Raw genomic sequence first — 15,193 nt, 5'->3', positions numbered from 1 at the left:
CGACGAAGGAGAGCACCCCTCATGGCTTCCGCAAGGGATTCCGCAGCCGAAGGGCCCGCCGGGCCCGCCACCTTCCAGACCGGCTTCCCGATCCGGCCCGAGCGGCTGGTGGAGGCCGCCACGCCCGAGGACGTACGGGAGGCCGTGGCGTACGCCGGCGGGCGCGGGCTCCACATCGCCGCGCACGCCTCCGGCCACGGCCTCCCCGGTCCCGTCGAGGGCGGGGTCCTCGTCGCCACCCGCGCCCTGGACTCCGTCACCGTCGACCCGCTCCGCCGCACCGCCCGGATCGGCGCGGGCGCGAGCTGGGGGCGGGTGATCGAGGCGGCGGCCCCGCACGGGCTCGCCCCGCTCAACGGCTCCTCCCCCTCCGTGGGCGCCGTCTCGTACACGCTGGGCGGCGGGCTCGGGATCCTGGCCCGGGGGTTCGGGTACGCCTCCGACCACGTCCGCTCGCTGGACGTGGTGACCGCCGACGGCACCGCGCGCCGGGTCACGCCGGAGCGCGAGCCGGAGCTCTTCTGGGGGCTGCGCGGGGGCGGGCACCGGCTGGGCCTGGTGACCGGTATGGAGATCGGGCTGGTGGCGGTGGAGCGGCTCTACGGGGGCGCCATCGCCTTCGCCGGGGAGCGGGCGGCCGAGGTGGTGCGCGGCTATCTGGAGTGGACGCGGACCGTGCCGGACACGCTGACGTCCTCGCTGGCCGCGCTCGTCCACCCGGACATGCCGCAACTGCCCGAGGAGCTGCGCGGGCGGTACGTGGTCTCCGTGCGGGTGGCGTTCACGGGGGACGTCCAGGAGGGCGAGCGGCTGGTGGCGCCGCTGCGGGCGATCGGGGCGGCGCCGAGGGGTGGGGGCGGCGCGGCGGGCTCCGCCGTCCTGGCGGACTCGCTGCGGGAGATGCCGTACACCGAGAGCCACACCATCCACAGCGACCCGCCGTTCCCGCACGCGTACTACGGGGACAGCGCGGTGCTCGGGGAGCTGGACGCGGAGCGGACCGTACAGGCCTTCGAACTGGCCGGGCCCCGGGCGCCGATGATGACGGTGGTGCAGCTCAACCACCTGGGCGGGGCGCTGGCGGCGGAGCAGGGGGCGCCGAGCGCCGTGCCGTACCGCGATGCCCGGTTCCTGCTGCGGCTGCTGTCGCCGCTGGACGGTACGGACGTGGGCTCGGTGCGCGCGCTGTACGGGGAGGTGGGGCGGGTGCTGGGGCCGCTCGCCGTGGGGCGTTCGCTGAACTTCTCCTTCGGCGGCGGGGACCGTACCGGCGGTTTCCATGAGCCGGAGACGGCGAAGAGGCTCGCCGGTCTGGTCTCCCAGTACGACCCGGCGGGCCTCTTCGGTGGCCCGTACGGGGCCTGAGTCTTCGGCAGCGGCTCAGCCGCGGTGGCCCAGGAGCTTCCAGGAGGCGGGCAGGGCGCCCATCGCCAGGGCCGCCTTGAGCGCGTCGCCGATCAGGAACGGGACCAGACCGGCCGCGACGGCGGCGCTCAGGGACATGCCGGTGGCGAGCGCCAGGTAGGGCACGCCGACGGCGTAGATGATCGCGGAGCCGATCACCATCGTGCCCGCCGTGCGCAGCACGGAGCGGTCGCCGCCTCGGCGGGCGAGGGCGCCGACCACGGTGGCGGCGAGCAGCATCCCGAGGATGTAGCCGAGGGACGGCATCGCGTAGCCCGAGGTGCCCTCCGCGAACCACGGCATGCCCGCCATGCCGACCAGCGCGTACACCGCCAGGGAGAGGAAGCCCCGGCGGGCGCCGAGCGCGGTGCCGATGAGGAGCGCGGCGAAGGTCTGGCCGGTGACGGGGACCGGGGAGCCGGGGACCGGGACGGCGATCTGGGCCGCGATGCCGGTGAGGGCGGCGCCGCCCAGCACGAGGGCCGCGTCGACGGCGTAGCGGTGCCGGACTGCGGGCAGCAGGTCGGCGAGGACCGCTCCGGAACGGACGGGGGCGGCAGCAGTGCTCATCGGGACTCCGCGGGTGAGGGCAGGTGGGGAGGGACTGCTGCCGACGTTAGCCCAGCAGTGAACGACCGATCACCATCAGCCGCCCACAAAGCGGCGGTTGGCAGGTTGGTGGAGTTCACACAAAGACCCCCGCACAATCGCCTTTCGGCGTGACACTCGTCACGGAGGTGGGGCGGGAGCTGGTCCGTTTTGCCCGGAGGGCGCCGCGGCCCCAGACTGTAGGTTCCCCATAAATGACCCGAGAGTGACCCGCACCCCATGCACGAGGCTCCACCCCCCACGCCGGCCGCCCCCACGCCGGCCGCCCCCGCACCGGCCGTCACCGCACCGGCCGCCCCCGTACCGCTTCCGGTTCCGGTTCCCGCCGAGCCGCTCGCCCACGGACTGAAACAGCGTCACCTCACGATGCTCGGGCTCGGCGGGGTGATCGGGGCCGGACTGTTCGTCGGGTCGGGTGCCGGGATCGCGGTGGCGGGGCCCGCCATCGTCGTCTCGTATCTGATCGCGGGGGCGCTCGCGATGCTGGTGATGCGGATGCTCGGCGAGATGTCCGCCGCGATGCCCGCCTCCGGCTCCTTCTCCGTCCACGCGGAGCGGGCGCTCGGGCGGTGGGCCGGGTTCAGCGTCGGCTGGCTGTACTGGTTCCTGCTGGTGGTGGTCCTCGCCGTGGAGGCGACGGCCGCCGCGCAGATCGCCCACGGGTGGGTGCCGGCGGTCGAACCGTGGGCGTGGGTCCTGCTGTTCATGGTGGTGTTCACCGCGGCGAACCTGACGGCGGTGAAGAACTTCGGCGAGTTCGAGTTCTGGTTCGCCTCCTTGAAGGTCATCGCGATCGTGGTCTTCCTGGGGCTGGGCCTGCTGGCGGTCCTCGGGTGGCTCCCGGACACCGACCCGGTCGGCATGACCAACCTGACCGGCCAGGGGGGTTTCCTGCCGAACGGCTGGGGCGGGGTCGTCTCCGGCGTCCTGACCGTGGTCTTCGCCTTCGGCGGCCTGGAGGTCGTCACCATCGCCGCCGCCGAGACGGACGACCCGGCGAGGGCGGTGGGGCGCGCGGTGCGCAGCGCGGTGGTGCGCATCCTCTTCTTCTACGTCGGTTCGATGCTGGTCATCGTGACCGTGCTGCCGTGGACCGCCCAGCAGGCCGGGCTGAGCCCGTATGTGAAGGTGCTGGACTCGATCGGGGTGCCGCAGGCCGGGCAGATCATGAGCATCGTGGTGTTCGTGGCGCTGCTCTCGGCGCTCAACGCCAACCTGTACGGCTCGTCGCGGATGGTGTTCTCGCTGGCGGAGCGGGGCGAGGCGCCGCGCGGGCTGCTGAAGGTGTCGGGCGGCGGGGTTCCCCGGAGGGCCGTGCTGGCGTCGGTGGCCTTCGGTTTCGTCTCCGTACTGCTCAATCTGTTCTGGCCGGACACCGTGTTCCTCTACATGCTCAACTCGGTCGGCGCGGTGCTGCTGTTCGTCTGGGCGCTGATCGCCGCCTCCCAACTGCGGCTGCGCGCCCGGCTGGAGCGGGAGGCGCCGGCGGCGCTGGCCCTGCGGATGTGGTGCTTCCCGTATCTGACCTGGCTGACGCTGGCCGGGCTGCTGGGGGTGCTGCTGCTGATGCTGACCGACGCCGACGCCCGGCCCCAGGTGCTGTGGTCGGCGGGGGCGACGGCGCTGGTGCTGCTGGTGGCGGTGGGGCGTCAGCGGCGGGAACGTAGGGACGCCGCGTGAACGTAAGGGGTGCCGCGTGAACATGAAGGGGCGTGCGGCTGTCGTCGGCCGGTAGGCGGGTGTGCACCTTGTGTGAGCCTCGTGCCCGTATAGCGGACATCTGTTCCGTGTGAGCGGTGAGGTGCTCAGACTGTGGATCCGTCCCCTGTCTCAGCTATCGAACAGAGTTCGTCCATGCCTCGGGCCTCCTCGCCTCCTCCCGCCGCTGACTCCGCAGCCTCCGCGACTCCCACGCACCCCGGGACCCCCGCGACGGCGACGGCCGACTCCGCGCTCACCCACGGTCTCAAACAGCGGCACCTTTCGATGATCGCCCTCGGCGGGGTGATCGGCGCCGGGCTCTTCGTCGGCTCGGGCGCCGGGATCGCCGCGGCCGGGCCCTCGATCGTCGTCGCGTACGCGCTGTCCGGGCTGCTCGTCATGATGGTGATGCGCATGCTCGGCGAGATGTCGGCCGCCAACCCGGCCTCCGGCTCCTTCTCCGTGCACGCCGAACGGGCGATCGGCCCCTGGGCCGGGTTCACCGCGGGCTGGTCCTTCTGGTTCCTGCTCTGCGTCGCCGTCGGCCTGGAGGGCATCGGCGCCGCCCAGATCGTCAGCGGCTGGCTGCCCGGGACGCCGGAGTGGGCCTGGGTGGCCCTGTTCATGGTGGTCTTCCTGGGGACGAACCTGGCCGCCGTGAAGAACTTCGGTGAGTTCGAGTTCTGGTTCGCCGCCTTGAAGGTCATCGCGATCACCCTGTTCCTGGTGCTCGGCCTGCTGGCGATCCTCGGCGTGCTCCCGGACACGAACGCGCCCGGCCTGTCCAACCTCACCGGCGACGGGGGCTTCCTGCCCAAGGGCATGGACGGCTTCATCATCGGGCTCCTCGCCTCCGTCTTCGCGTACGGCGGTCTGGAGACCGTCACCATCGCCGCCGCCGAGTCCGAGAACCCGGTGCAGGGCGTCGCGAAGGCGGTCCGTACGGCGATGTGGCGCATCGCGGTCTTCTACATCGGCTCGATGGCCGTCATCGTCACCCTGGTCCCCTGGGACAACCCGAAGGTCGCCGAGGTCGGCCCCTTCTACGCGATGCTCGACCACCTCGGTGTCGGCAGCGCCGCGCAGATCATGAACGTGGTCATCCTCATCGCCCTGCTCTCCGCGATGAACGCCAACATCTACGGCGCTTCGCGGATGGCCCGGTCCCTGGTCGCCCGGGGCCAGGGACCGGCGCGGCTCGGCCGGATCTCCTCCGGGGTGCCGCGCAACGCGGTGCTGTTCTCCTCGGTGTTCGGCTTCCTGTGCGTGCTGCTCAGCTACTGGCGGCCGGACGACGTCTTCCCCTGGCTGCTGAACATGATCGGCGCGGTGATCCTGGTGGTGTGGATCTTCATCGCCGTCTCGCAGCTGATCCTGCGCAGCCGCACCGAGCGCGAGGCGCCGGAGACGCTGGTCGTACGGATGTGGCTCTTCCCGGTCCTCACGATCGTCGCCCTGGCAGGCATGGTGGCCATCTTCCTGCTGATGCTGCGCCAGCCGGACACCCGCGACCAGTTGCTGGCCACGGGTGCGCTGACGGTGGTGCTGATCGGCATCGGGGTCGTACGTCAGCGGCGCCAGGGTCGTCAGGGGCACCAGGGGGACGGCGTGGCGGAGGTCCCGGCGCAACGGAAGTAGGCGCTCCTCGTCGCTGTGACCGGGCGGCGGCTCTCTCCGGGCGCCCCGAGCACACCGCCGACGCGTACGCCCACCCCGTACGGCCCGGCCCTCCCCGGGGCCCGGGAGCCGCGGATGGTCGACGCTAGGGTGTTCGATCAGGGTGCGATCGAGGGGGAAGCGTTGAACTCGGGCGAAGAGAAGGAAAGTTGCGCCACCGCAGGAGATCCGGGAAAGCCCGGAGATCCGGGTAAGCCGGGAGGTCCGGGAAAGCCGGGTAGGCCGGGAGATCCGGCAGATCCCGGCACCGTGGGCGGCGCTCCCCTCCTAGCCGGCCGGTGGCTGCCCGCAGTGCTCGGCTGTGTCCTCGCCCTCATCCTCCTCGCGGCCTTCCCGCCCTGGCCCGACACGCTGGTCGACGACCTGGGCAGCACCCCGTGGTGGGTCACCGTTCCGGTGCTGGGTGCGGGGCTGGTGCTCCTCGTGGGCGCCGGTACCCGTCGCAGTGCCGCCTGGGCCCTGCTCCCCCTGGCCGCCGCCTCGCTGCTGGGCGCCCTGGCCTTCCTCACCGCGTCGGGCCCGGCCTCCGGTTCCGGCGGCGACGTGCGCCCGGCCGCTCCCCTCGCGGCGGCTCTGGTCTGCGGCCTCGCGGTGCTGTTCTGCCTGCCGCTGGTCCGGCGGCGCCGTCCGTGGATCGGCCACGCCCACGCACCGGAGCTGCTGCGTCGCCGGGTCCGGACGCTCACCGTGTGCGCGCTCGCCGGAGCGCTCGTCGGCGGGCTGCTCGGCGCGGGCGCGGGCCTCGGTGCGGAGCGCATCCGGGACGTGGCCGCTGCCGCCGCCGCTGCCGAGGAAGAGGAGGAGCCGCTGTTCAACGCCACCTCCGAGCCTCTGGCGGAAGGAAAGAAGCCCTTCACCACCGACATGGAGGTCAATGCCTTCGGGATGCCCCGAATGGAAGAGATCGAGGTGGGCAAGGTGGCCTGGCAGAAGTCCCTGTCCGGCCCGGCGGAACTGAGTGTGTGCCCGGAGAGGAGAGAGGCGAGCGCGTACGAGAACGTCAACGATCTCCCTCCCGACTGGCCGGTCCAAAGCACCCTGGTCACCGTCGAGAAGGTGGCCGGGGGCGATGCGGTCATCGGCCTGGACGCCGCCGACGGCAGCGAACGCTGGCGCTACACCGTGCATGCCGAGGGCGATGTGCGCCTGGGTCAGGTCGGTGTCGGTGAGCGGTGCGACGTGCTGGTCGTCGTCGATCCCGACGTGGTCGTCTCGCTCGACTCCGTCACGGGGCGGGTCCAGGGCACGAGAGAGTTCACGTGGCCGGGTGCGATCAGGGACCGCGAGAAGTGGCGCTCCACACACGCGTGGACCCCCTGGCGCCTGATCCCCGCCTCGGCCCCCTTCTCCCCTTCCACCGGATCCGGCGAGGGCCCCGGAGGCACCGGGTCCCGCCCGGAGGCGGAAGGACAGCTGCTGCTGGCGCTCGGGAGCAGCAACAGCAACTACCTCTGGGCGGGCGGGCTGGACGAGGTCGCCTACCTCAGCGGGCAGAACGGGCTGGCGGCGGTCTACCGCCGGGACGCCTCGCTCGCGGGCCTCAGCGAGCAGCCCGAGGGGCTGTACCCAGGGGCGTGCCAGTACCTGGTGGACTACTCGCCGAGGAAATGGGGCCCCTACCTCCTCCAGTCCGGCTGCACTCAGCCCACGGTGTTCGAGCTGGCACAGCCCGCCCGGCTTCCCGACGGCGGTGCTCCTCTTCCGCTCACCCACCGGGCTCTGCCTTCGCTGGGATGCGCCGGCAGAGCGCACGACCGGTACCAACTGCCCGTCTTCAGCGCCCTGTGGAACGGGTACTCCGATGCCTGGATCGTCGGGGAGTGCCGGACGGAAGGCAAGCAGGACAAGGGAAAGGCTCCGGTCCAGCAGTTGATCAGACTGGACATGGGGGGAACGATGCCGGTGGAGCCGCCGGAGCCCGCCGTCACGCTGCCGGCCGGCGCCGGGGCGATGTTCCCGCACGAGAAGGCGCCCTGGGGGCAGGACTGGTTCTACCTGGAGGACGGCGAGCTGCGCGCGTTGTTCTACGAGCGCAAGGACGATCCGGAGGGCAAGGCCGTGCGGTACGCCGCACCGGACGGCGAACCGCTGTCAGCGGTGGCCTTCCTCGACGCGCAGAAGCAGTACACCGAGAACGGCCTCGCCGTCACGGAGCAGGGGACCGTGGTCACCTTCACCCACGAGAGGATCAGCTCGGGCCTGTACGCCGCGAAACACACCGGCCGGACCACGGTGGCCCGCGGCGCGTGCGCAGGCACCCGGGACCTGCTGGTCGATGCGGTGAGGGAGAGCGTGCTGATGCTGTGCCGGAGCGCCGGGGGGACCGAGGTCACCCTGCTCACCGCCGGCCCCGGCTACGAGCCCGCCTCCTGACTCGTCCTGCGCTGTGGAGGGAACCCGGGGCGGCGGGCCGGAGCCCGTTCCGCCCCGGCGGGGGCTCCCCGGGTCGGCCCGGCGGGGGCTCCCCGGGTCGGCCCGGCGGGGGCTCCCCGGGTCGGTGGTGAACGCCGGCCCGCCGCCCCTCACCGCTCCCTCTCAGCGTGTGGTGCGCCTGCTCGCCGTCTTCTTGGCGGTCTTCTTGGCCGCCGTCTTCTTGGCGGGGGCGGGCAGCGCCGTCTTCTTCGCCGGGGTCCGCTTGGCGGCCGCGCGCTTCGGGGACGCGGCTTCGGCCGCCCCCTCCTCGGTGTCCTCACCGGCGTTCGACAGGGTCCCGGAGCTGCTCTCCAGGTGGGCGCGGACGAACCACTGGAACTGTTCCAGGCCGCGCAGGTGCTCGATGAGCAGGTCCTCGGTGACGGGGTCGATCTCGCCGGTCTTCTCGACCGCCTCGCGGTGGCCCTCGATGATCCCTGTGTAGACCAGGTCCAGGGCGCCGAGGTGGGCGATGGCGTCGGCGCGGCCGACGCTGTAGTCGTCCCAGGTCCGCTCCTTGACCAGGGCGCCGGGCGTGCCCTGCGGCTCGCCGCCCAGGGCCGAGATGCGCTCGGCTGCCGCGTCGGCCATCTCCCGTACGGCGGCGGTCTGCGGGTCGAGCATCTCGTGGACGGCGATGAAGTGCGGCCCGACCACGTTCCAGTGGATGTGCTTCAGGGTCAGGGCGAGGTCGTTGAGCGCGTGCAGGCGCAGCGTCAGGAGGTCGATGACCTGTCGGCCCTCGTCGACGCCGAGGCCGGGGACGGTGTAGCGGGGGGTGCGTGCGGGGGACATGGGGCTCCTCTTCGTGGGGGGCGACGGTGGTGGTGGGGGGGAGGGCGGCGTCGCCGGTGCCGCCCTCGGTCACGGGGAGTGCGGTCTAGCCGACGTCGCCGGTGCCGCCCTCGGTCGGGGTGGCGCCGGGGCGCTCGCCGCCGGGCCGTACGGAGCCGTCGGCGGCCGTGCGGATGCTGGCCAGGGCCGCGTCGGCCACCGCGCGGGGCGTGAGGCCGAACTCCTCGTACAGGCGCTCGTAGTCGGCCGACGCGCCGAAGTGCTCCAGGCTGACCATGCGGCCCGCGTCGCCCACGATGTCCCGCCAGCCCTGGGCCACGGCGGCCTCGACGCTGACCCGGGCCCGTACGGCGGGCGGCAGCACCTCGTCCTGGTACGGATAGGGCTGGTCGGCGAACCACTCACGGCAGGGCATGGAGACCACCCGCGCGTCGTGCCCCTCGGCGGCCAGCAACTCGCGGGCCTCCAGGGCGATGTGGACCTCGGACCCGGTGCCGATGAGGATGACGTCCGGGGTGCCGTTCCGGCTGTCGGCGAGTACGTAACCGCCTCGGGCGGCCTGCTCGGCGGGGGCGTACGCGCTCTCCCCCCGCTCCAGGACGGGCAGCGGCTGCCGGGTCAGGGCGAGGCCGGCGGGCCGGTCGGGGTGCTCCAGGACGGTGCGCCAGCAGACGGAGGTCTCGTTCGCGTCGGCGGGCCGTACGACGTCGAGGCCGGGGATCGCGCGGAGTGCGGCCAGGTGCTCGACGGGCTGGTGGGTGGGGCCGTCCTCGCCGAGGCCGATGGAGTCGTGGGTCCAGACGTAGGTGACCGGGAGCCGCATCAGGGCGGCGAGGCGGACGGCCGGGCGCATGTAGTCGCTGAAGATCAGGAACGTACCGCCGTAGGGGCGGGTGAGGCTCTGGAGCGCGATGCCGTTGAGGATGGCGCCCATGGCGTGCTCGCGGACACCGAAGTGGAGCGTACGGCCGTACGGCTCGCCGGGGAACTCGCCGGTCTGCCTGGACTCCGGTACGAAGGACGGCTCGCCGTCCATGGTGGTGTTGTTGCTGCCCGCGAGGTCGGCCGAGCCGCCCCACAGCTCGGGCAGCACCGGCGCCAGCGCCGTCAGCACCTCGCCGGAGGCCTTGCGGGTGGCGATGCCCTTGGGGTCGGCGTCGAAGACGGGGAGGCTGTCGGTCCAGCCGTCGGGAAGCTTCTGTTCCAGCAGCCGGTCGAGCAGGGCGGCGCGCTCGGGGTTGGCGGAGCGCCACTCCTGGTAGCGGGGCTCCCAGGCACGGTGGGCCTCGGCGCCCCGCTCCCGTACGGCACGGGCGTGTTCCCGTACGTCGTCCTCGACGGTGAAGTCGGCGTCCGGGTCGAAGCCGAGCAGCTTCTTGGTGGCGGCCACCTCGTCGTCGCCGAGGGCGGAGCCGTGGGCCTTGCCGGTGTTCTGCTTGGTGGGCGCGGGCCAGCCGATGATCGTGCGCAGCAGGATCAGGGAGGGGCGGCCGCGCTCGTTCTTCGCGGCTTCGACGGCGGCGAGCAGGGCGTCGACGTCCTCCACGTAGTCGCCGGTGCGGGTGAAGTCGACCGTCTGGACGTGCCAGCCGTACGAGGCGTAGCGGGCGGTCACGTCCTCGCTGAAGGCGATGTCGGTGTCGTCCTCGATGGAGATGTGGTTGGAGTCGTAGAAGACGACGAGGTTGCCCAGCTCCTGGTGACCGGCGAGTGAACTGGCCTCGGACGTCACGCCTTCCATCAGGTCGCCGTCGGAGGCGACGACGTACACGTGGTGGTCGAAGGGGCTGGCGCCGGCGGGCGCGTCCGGGTCGAGGAGGCCGCGCTCGCGGCGGGCCGCCATGGCCATGCCGACGGCGGAGGCGAGCCCCTGGCCCAGCGGTCCGGTGGTGATCTCGACGCCCCGGGTGTGGCGGTACTCCGGGTGGCCGGGGGTGCTGGAGCCCCAGGTGCGCAGCGCCTTCAGGTCCTCCAGCTCCATGCCGTACCCGCTCAGGTACAGCTGGATGTAGAGGGTGAGGCTGGAGTGCCCGCAGGAGAGCACGAAGCGGTCCCGCCCGAGCCACTGGTCGTCGGCCGGGTCGTGGCGCATGACCTGCTGGAAGAGCAGGTACGCCAGGGGCGCCAGGCTCATGGCGGTGCCCGGGTGGCCGTGGCCCGCCTTCTGCACCGCGTCGGCGGCCAGCAGCCGCACGGTGTCGACGGCGCGGACGTCGAGCGGGCCCCAGCCCGCGGCGTCCGCGACCGGCGGGGCCAGCTTCGGGTCACGGGGGTGGGCGGCGCCGGAGTCCTGGGAGGCGTCGCTCCGGGAGGTGTTCGAGGCGTCGGGGGCGTTCGGGGATGGCATCAAGTCCTCCTGGTCGGTGCGGCGGGGGTGGTGCGCGCGGCGCACGCGCGCCCGGCGCGGAAGCAGGCTCGGCGGGCCCCGGGCGACCCGGCCGCCACCGCGCGGACCGCTCGGCCGTATCGCGGGTCCCCCGGGAAGCGGCGTCCAAACATGGGCGCCCGCGGGGAGAGGGGCAGGCGGGAGGCGGCCGTGGAGACAGAGCGCCTTTATAGCAAGAAAAAGGCAGATAATAGGACACCCGACGAGAGCGAGACTCACCCATCCGCGCCGGACGGGCCCGCCACCCTCACTCCCCTCCGCTCCCCTCCACCCCCTCCGCTCTCCACCCTCCCCGCCCCGAGCCCTAGGCCGAAGGGCTGATCACTTCACCAGCCCTCCTGCTGTTAGCCTGCTCTTGCATATAGATTGCAATAACAACTGGACGGCATTCCCAGCAGTCGGAGGGCTCGCATCATGGCCACGTACACGCTCCCGGAACTCCCGTACGACTACGCGGCGCTCGAACCGGTCATCAATCCGCAGATCATCGAGCTGCACCACGACAAGCACCACGCCGCCTACGTCAAGGGAGCGAACGACACCCTGGAGCAGCTGGAAGAGGCTCGCGACAAGGAGGCCTGGGGAGCGATCAACGGCCTCCAGAAGAACCTCGCGTTCCACCTCTCCGGCCACATCCTGCACTCGATCTACTGGCACAACATGACCGGTGACGGCGGCGGCGAGCCGCTCGCGGCGGACGGCGTGGGCGACCTCGCCGACGCGATCACCGAGTCCTTCGGCTCCTACGCCGGCTTCAAGTCCCAGCTGACGAAGGCCGCGGCCACCACGCAGGGCTCCGGCTGGGGCGTGCTCGCGTACGAGCCCGTCAGCGACAAGCTCATCGTCGAGCAGGTCTACGACCACCAGGGCAACGTCGGCCAGGGCTCGGTCCCGATCCTGGTCTTCGACGCCTGGGAGCACGCCTTCTACCTTCAGTACAAGAACCAGAAGGTGGACTTCATCGAGGCGATGTGGCGGGTCGTCAACTGGCAGGACGTGGCGAAGCGTTACGCCGCCGCCAAGGAGCGCGCGGACGTACTGCTGCTCGCCCCCTGACCCGGCTCCCGATTCCGGTTCCTGACCCGGCTCCTGACTCCGGCTCCTGACCCCGGTTCCTGATTCCGGTTCCTGATTCCGGCTCCCGATTCCGCCACGGCGGACAGCACGTCCTGCCTCGTGATCGTCTTCTCAACCTTCACTTCGGCAGGCGGATGAACGGCAAGCCCCCGCGAGGACGTGACTCGCGGGGGCTTTCCCATGCCCTCCCGCGAGAGACTCCCGCCGCACCCGCCCGGAGCTGCGCCATCGCCCCCGAGGCCACCCCCACCGGGCCCGGCGGAACACCAAGTCGGCCCGCGTTCAAGAAAATTGGTCCAGACGAACGCCTTGACGGGCCCGTGGCGTGCTTCTTAAATCACTATCGCCAACTGTTGAACACAGCACGCCCTCACGATCACCACATCACTTCACTTCGTGTCCTCTCACGGTCATCTGCACCTCGACACTGATCATGGACACGCCACTTCTCTCCCCACACGAAAGAGATGTGATCACCCCGTGCGCACGTCCTGGCGCCACAGACCCCTCATCTGGCTGACGGCGGCCGCCTGCCTCGGCCTCGCCGCCCTCACCCCGACCGCCGTGCAGGCCGCCCCCGCCCCGGCTCCCATCACCACCACCGCCGTGGTCTTCGAGGAGAACTTCGACGGCCCGGCCGGCTCCGGCGTCAACACCTCCAGGTGGCAGCTGGAGGCCGGCGACAACGTCAACAACCACGAGCGCCAGTACTACACCTCGGGCACCAACAACGCCGCGCTCGACGGCCAGGGCAACCTCGTCATCACGGCGAAGAGGGAGAACCCGGCCAACTACAACTGCTGGTACGGGCGGTGCGAGTACACCTCGGCCCGCCTCAACACGGCCGGCAAGTTCACCGCCCAGTACGGGCACATCGAAGCACGCATGAAGCTCCCCCGCGGCCAGGGCATGTGGCCCGCGTTCTGGATGCTCGGCAACGACTTCGGCAACGTCGGCTGGCCGCAGAGCGGCGAGATCGACATCATGGAGAACGTCGGCTTCGAGCCGGGCACCGTGCACGGCACGCTGCACGGACCGGGCTACTCCGGCTCCGGCGGCATCGGCGCCGGCTACACCCTGCCCGGCGGCGCGGCCTTCGCGGACGCCTTCCACACCTTCGCCATCGACTGGAGCCCCAACTCCATCAGGTGGTCCGTGGACGGGAACGTCTACCAGACGCGCACCCCCGCCGACCTCGGCGGCAGGCAGTGGGTCTTCAACAAGCCCTTCTTCCTCATCCTGAACCTCGCGGTCGGCGGCTACTGGCCCGGCGACCCCAACGGCTCCACGCAGTTCCCCCAGCAGCTCGTCGTGGACTACATACGGGTGACCACCGACGGCGGCACCACCCCGCCGCCCACCGGCAACAAGACCATCCGGGGCATCGGCGGCAAGTGCCTCGACGTGGCGGGCGCCAGCTCCGCCAACGGGACCGCCGTGCAGCTCTACGACTGCAACGGCACCGCCGCCCAGCAGTGGGACGTACGCTCCGACGGCACCGTCCGGGCCCTCGGCAAGTGCCTCGACGTGACCGGCAACAGCACTGCGGACGGAGCACCGCTCCAACTCTGGGACTGCAGCGGCGGCCCGAACCAGCGGTGGACCGTGACCGGAGCGCGCGACATCGTCAACCCACAGGCGGACAAGTGCGTGGACGCCACCGGCGGCTCCTCCGCCAACGGCACCCGCGCCCAACTGTGGTCCTGCACGGGCGCCGCCAACCAGAAGTGGACGGTCGCCTGAGCGCGGGCGCCCGGCAAAGCGGCATCGCCCGGCGGAGCCGTACCACCCGGCTGACCTCCTGCCCCGCCGACCGGCACCGCCCCCGCACGGACTGACCCACACAACGCACCACATGCCCGCCCGAGGCTGCATTGCGGCCCCGGGCGGGCACTTCGACGACGTCGCGGGCAGCCGGGCCACCCACCACTTCAGCCGCCGAAAGTACCGGCCTTCACGCCGTCGATGAACGCGGCCCAGTCGCCGGGCCCGAAGAACTGAAGCCCGCCGGCCGGATTCTTGCTGTCCCGCACGGCCCGGCCGCCGTCAGCGGTGCGGGCGACCTCGACGCACTCCTGCTGACCACCCTGCGAAGCGCTGGACTTCTTGAACTCGGTGACGATCTTCTGGCTGGTCATGTCGGCTCTTTCTCTGACTCGGGGAGGCTGGCGAGACACTCACGCAGGAACGTGAGACTTTGTGCGGGCGTCAGGGCATCTGATCGAAGGGCTTCGAAAATCTGGGCGTGCATGGCCATCTCCTCCAGATCCTCGATGATGACCGTGCTGGTCGTACCATCGAAGGCGACCGCACCGGGCGCCGGTTCGGGGGCGAAGTGGTACATGACGAAGTGAGAGGTCATGTGCGCCGCCTGCCACGCCGAAGCCGGCAGCACCTGCACGCTGACGTTCTGACGCTGCGCCACGTTCAGGATATGGAGAAGTTGATCACGGTGCGCCTTCACCGAGGGCATCGGCGCCGTCAGGGCCGGCTCCCAGATGACAGCGGCGAACCGAGCTCCGCCCTCTTCGATCTTCTTCCGCCGCACACGGCGAATCGCCACCATCTCGTCAACGGCATCAGACGCATGGGCGGTCAGGCTCGCAGCGAGCAGGGCTCTCAGATAGTCGTCGGTCTGCAACAGTCCCGGAAGAAATAGCGGCTGCCAGGTGCGGATGTACGTGGCGTCGGATTCGAGCGTGATGACGTCCGCGTACTCCGGCTTCGCAGCCCACTCGTAATCCAGCCACCAGCCACGCTTGTTGGAGTCCCGCGCAAGCTGCTCCAAGCGCTCGTAGACAGCCTTGTCCTCCACTCCGTAGAGCTCCAGCAGCAGGCGCACATCCCCAGGGCGCGCTGACACCTGCCCAGCCTCGATCCTGCTGATCTTCGCCTTGGAACCCGCGATGTGCTCCGCAGCGTGCATCTGGTCGAGCCTGGCTGCCTCGCGGTAGCGCCTGAGTTCGGATCCCAACCGCCTACTGCGCACGGTAGGGCGTCCACCTGCGGGCATGTCCCCTCCTCTTACTGTCCGTGACCAGTCTGCACGCCAACGGGCGGTAAGCGCCAGACGGTTGCCTTTTCAGTGAGATGCAACTTCTCGATATCGTTCGATTGCACCATGCCAGCTTC

Annotated in this window: 11 protein-coding genes; 6 read left to right on the top strand and 5 right to left on the bottom strand. The window is 71.3% G+C overall.

From position 1 onward, the window contains the following. Positions 1-21: 21 nt before the first annotated feature. Positions 22-1,365 carry an FAD-dependent oxidoreductase gene (locus AB0917_RS00550; RefSeq protein ID WP_366817220.1) on the top strand — a complete coding sequence of 448 codons (1,344 nt, stop codon included), beginning with the start codon at positions 22-24 and terminating at the stop codon, positions 1,363-1,365. Positions 1,366-1,380: 15 nt separating this feature from the next. On the opposite strand, the gene AB0917_RS00545 is transcribed toward AB0917_RS00550, so the two are convergent. Then, positions 1,381-1,974 (bottom strand): biotin transporter BioY, encoded by a 594-nt coding sequence (locus AB0917_RS00545; protein ID WP_366817218.1) that lies wholly within the window; start codon positions 1,972-1,974, stop codon positions 1,381-1,383. Between the two features lie 258 nt (positions 1,975-2,232). Here AB0917_RS00545 and AB0917_RS00540 point away from each other — a divergent pair, with 258 nt between their 5' ends. The 3 genes from AB0917_RS00540 (at position 2,233) to AB0917_RS00530 (ending at position 7,764) form a co-directional block, all read left to right on the top strand. Beyond that, positions 2,233-3,693, top strand: coding sequence for an amino acid permease (locus AB0917_RS00540; protein ID WP_366817217.1), 1,461 nt, complete (start codon positions 2,233-2,235; stop codon positions 3,691-3,693). A 174-nt stretch (positions 3,694-3,867) separates the two neighbouring features. Continuing rightward, a complete protein-coding gene (locus tag AB0917_RS00535; protein ID WP_366817216.1) occupies positions 3,868-5,352 on the top strand; it encodes an amino acid permease in 1,485 nt (494 codons plus the stop codon). Between the two features lie 288 nt (positions 5,353-5,640). Further along, positions 5,641-7,764, top strand: a complete 2,124-nt coding sequence (locus AB0917_RS00530) for a hypothetical protein (RefSeq protein ID WP_366817215.1) — start codon at positions 5,641-5,643, stop codon at positions 7,762-7,764. A 162-nt stretch (positions 7,765-7,926) separates the two neighbouring features. On the opposite strand, the gene AB0917_RS00525 is transcribed toward AB0917_RS00530, so the two are convergent. Then, positions 7,927-8,598, bottom strand: a complete 672-nt coding sequence (locus AB0917_RS00525) for a DNA starvation/stationary phase protection protein (protein WP_366817214.1) — start codon at positions 8,596-8,598, stop codon at positions 7,927-7,929. A gap of 85 nt (positions 8,599-8,683) precedes the next feature. Continuing rightward, complete coding sequence (tkt, locus tag AB0917_RS00520; protein ID WP_366817213.1) at positions 8,684-10,945, bottom strand: transketolase; 2,262 nt, start codon at positions 10,943-10,945, stop codon at positions 8,684-8,686. A 453-nt stretch (positions 10,946-11,398) separates the two neighbouring features. Between tkt and AB0917_RS00515 the strand changes: the two genes are divergently transcribed. Next, the gene (locus AB0917_RS00515; protein ID WP_366817212.1) at positions 11,399-12,040 is read left to right on the top strand and encodes a superoxide dismutase; all 642 of its coding nucleotides are present in this window, start codon (positions 11,399-11,401) and stop codon (positions 12,038-12,040) included. Positions 12,041-12,541: 501 nt separating this feature from the next. Further along, positions 12,542-13,804: a lectin gene (locus AB0917_RS00510; protein WP_366817211.1), complete on the top strand. Its 1,263-nt coding sequence runs from the start codon at positions 12,542-12,544 to the stop codon at positions 13,802-13,804. A 188-nt stretch (positions 13,805-13,992) separates the two neighbouring features. On the opposite strand, the gene AB0917_RS00505 is transcribed toward AB0917_RS00510, so the two are convergent. Together AB0917_RS00505 and AB0917_RS00500 are read right to left on the bottom strand one after the other, a co-directional pair. Then, positions 13,993-14,199 carry a DUF397 domain-containing protein gene (locus tag AB0917_RS00505; RefSeq protein WP_366817210.1) on the bottom strand — a complete coding sequence of 69 codons (207 nt, stop codon included), beginning with the start codon at positions 14,197-14,199 and terminating at the stop codon, positions 13,993-13,995. Beyond that, positions 14,196-15,074 carry a helix-turn-helix transcriptional regulator gene (locus AB0917_RS00500; RefSeq protein ID WP_366817209.1) on the bottom strand — a complete coding sequence of 293 codons (879 nt, stop codon included), beginning with the start codon at positions 15,072-15,074 and terminating at the stop codon, positions 14,196-14,198. Before AB0917_RS00500 ends, AB0917_RS00505 begins: the two co-directional genes overlap by 4 nt. Positions 15,075-15,193: the final 119 nt, after the last annotated feature.

It is taken from the genome of Streptomyces sp. NPDC007346 (genome assembly GCF_040703535.1).
Lineage (GTDB): Bacteria > Actinomycetota > Actinomycetes > Streptomycetales > Streptomycetaceae > Streptomyces.
This window is presented reverse-complemented; position numbering and strand designations above follow the sequence as displayed.

Excerpts from the sequence above, each read along its gene's own strand:
- AB0917_RS00505 (WP_366817210.1), bottom strand. The coding sequence starts at position 14,199 with ATGACCAGCCAGAAGATCGTCACCGAGTTCAAGAAGTCCAGCGCTTCG.
- AB0917_RS00540 (WP_366817217.1), top strand. The coding sequence starts at position 2,233 with ATGCACGAGGCTCCACCCCCCACGCCGGCCGCCCCCACGCCGGCCGCC.
- tkt (WP_366817213.1), bottom strand. The coding sequence starts at position 10,945 with ATGCCATCCCCGAACGCCCCCGACGCCTCGAACACCTCCCGGAGCGAC.
- AB0917_RS00535 (WP_366817216.1), top strand. The coding sequence starts at position 3,868 with ATGCCTCGGGCCTCCTCGCCTCCTCCCGCCGCTGACTCCGCAGCCTCC.
- AB0917_RS00550 (WP_366817220.1), top strand. The coding sequence starts at position 22 with ATGGCTTCCGCAAGGGATTCCGCAGCCGAAGGGCCCGCCGGGCCCGCC.
- AB0917_RS00525 (WP_366817214.1), bottom strand. The coding sequence starts at position 8,598 with ATGTCCCCCGCACGCACCCCCCGCTACACCGTCCCCGGCCTCGGCGTC.
- AB0917_RS00515 (WP_366817212.1), top strand. The coding sequence starts at position 11,399 with ATGGCCACGTACACGCTCCCGGAACTCCCGTACGACTACGCGGCGCTC.
- AB0917_RS00545 (WP_366817218.1), bottom strand. The coding sequence starts at position 1,974 with ATGAGCACTGCTGCCGCCCCCGTCCGTTCCGGAGCGGTCCTCGCCGAC.
- AB0917_RS00500 (WP_366817209.1), bottom strand. The coding sequence starts at position 15,074 with ATGCCCGCAGGTGGACGCCCTACCGTGCGCAGTAGGCGGTTGGGATCC.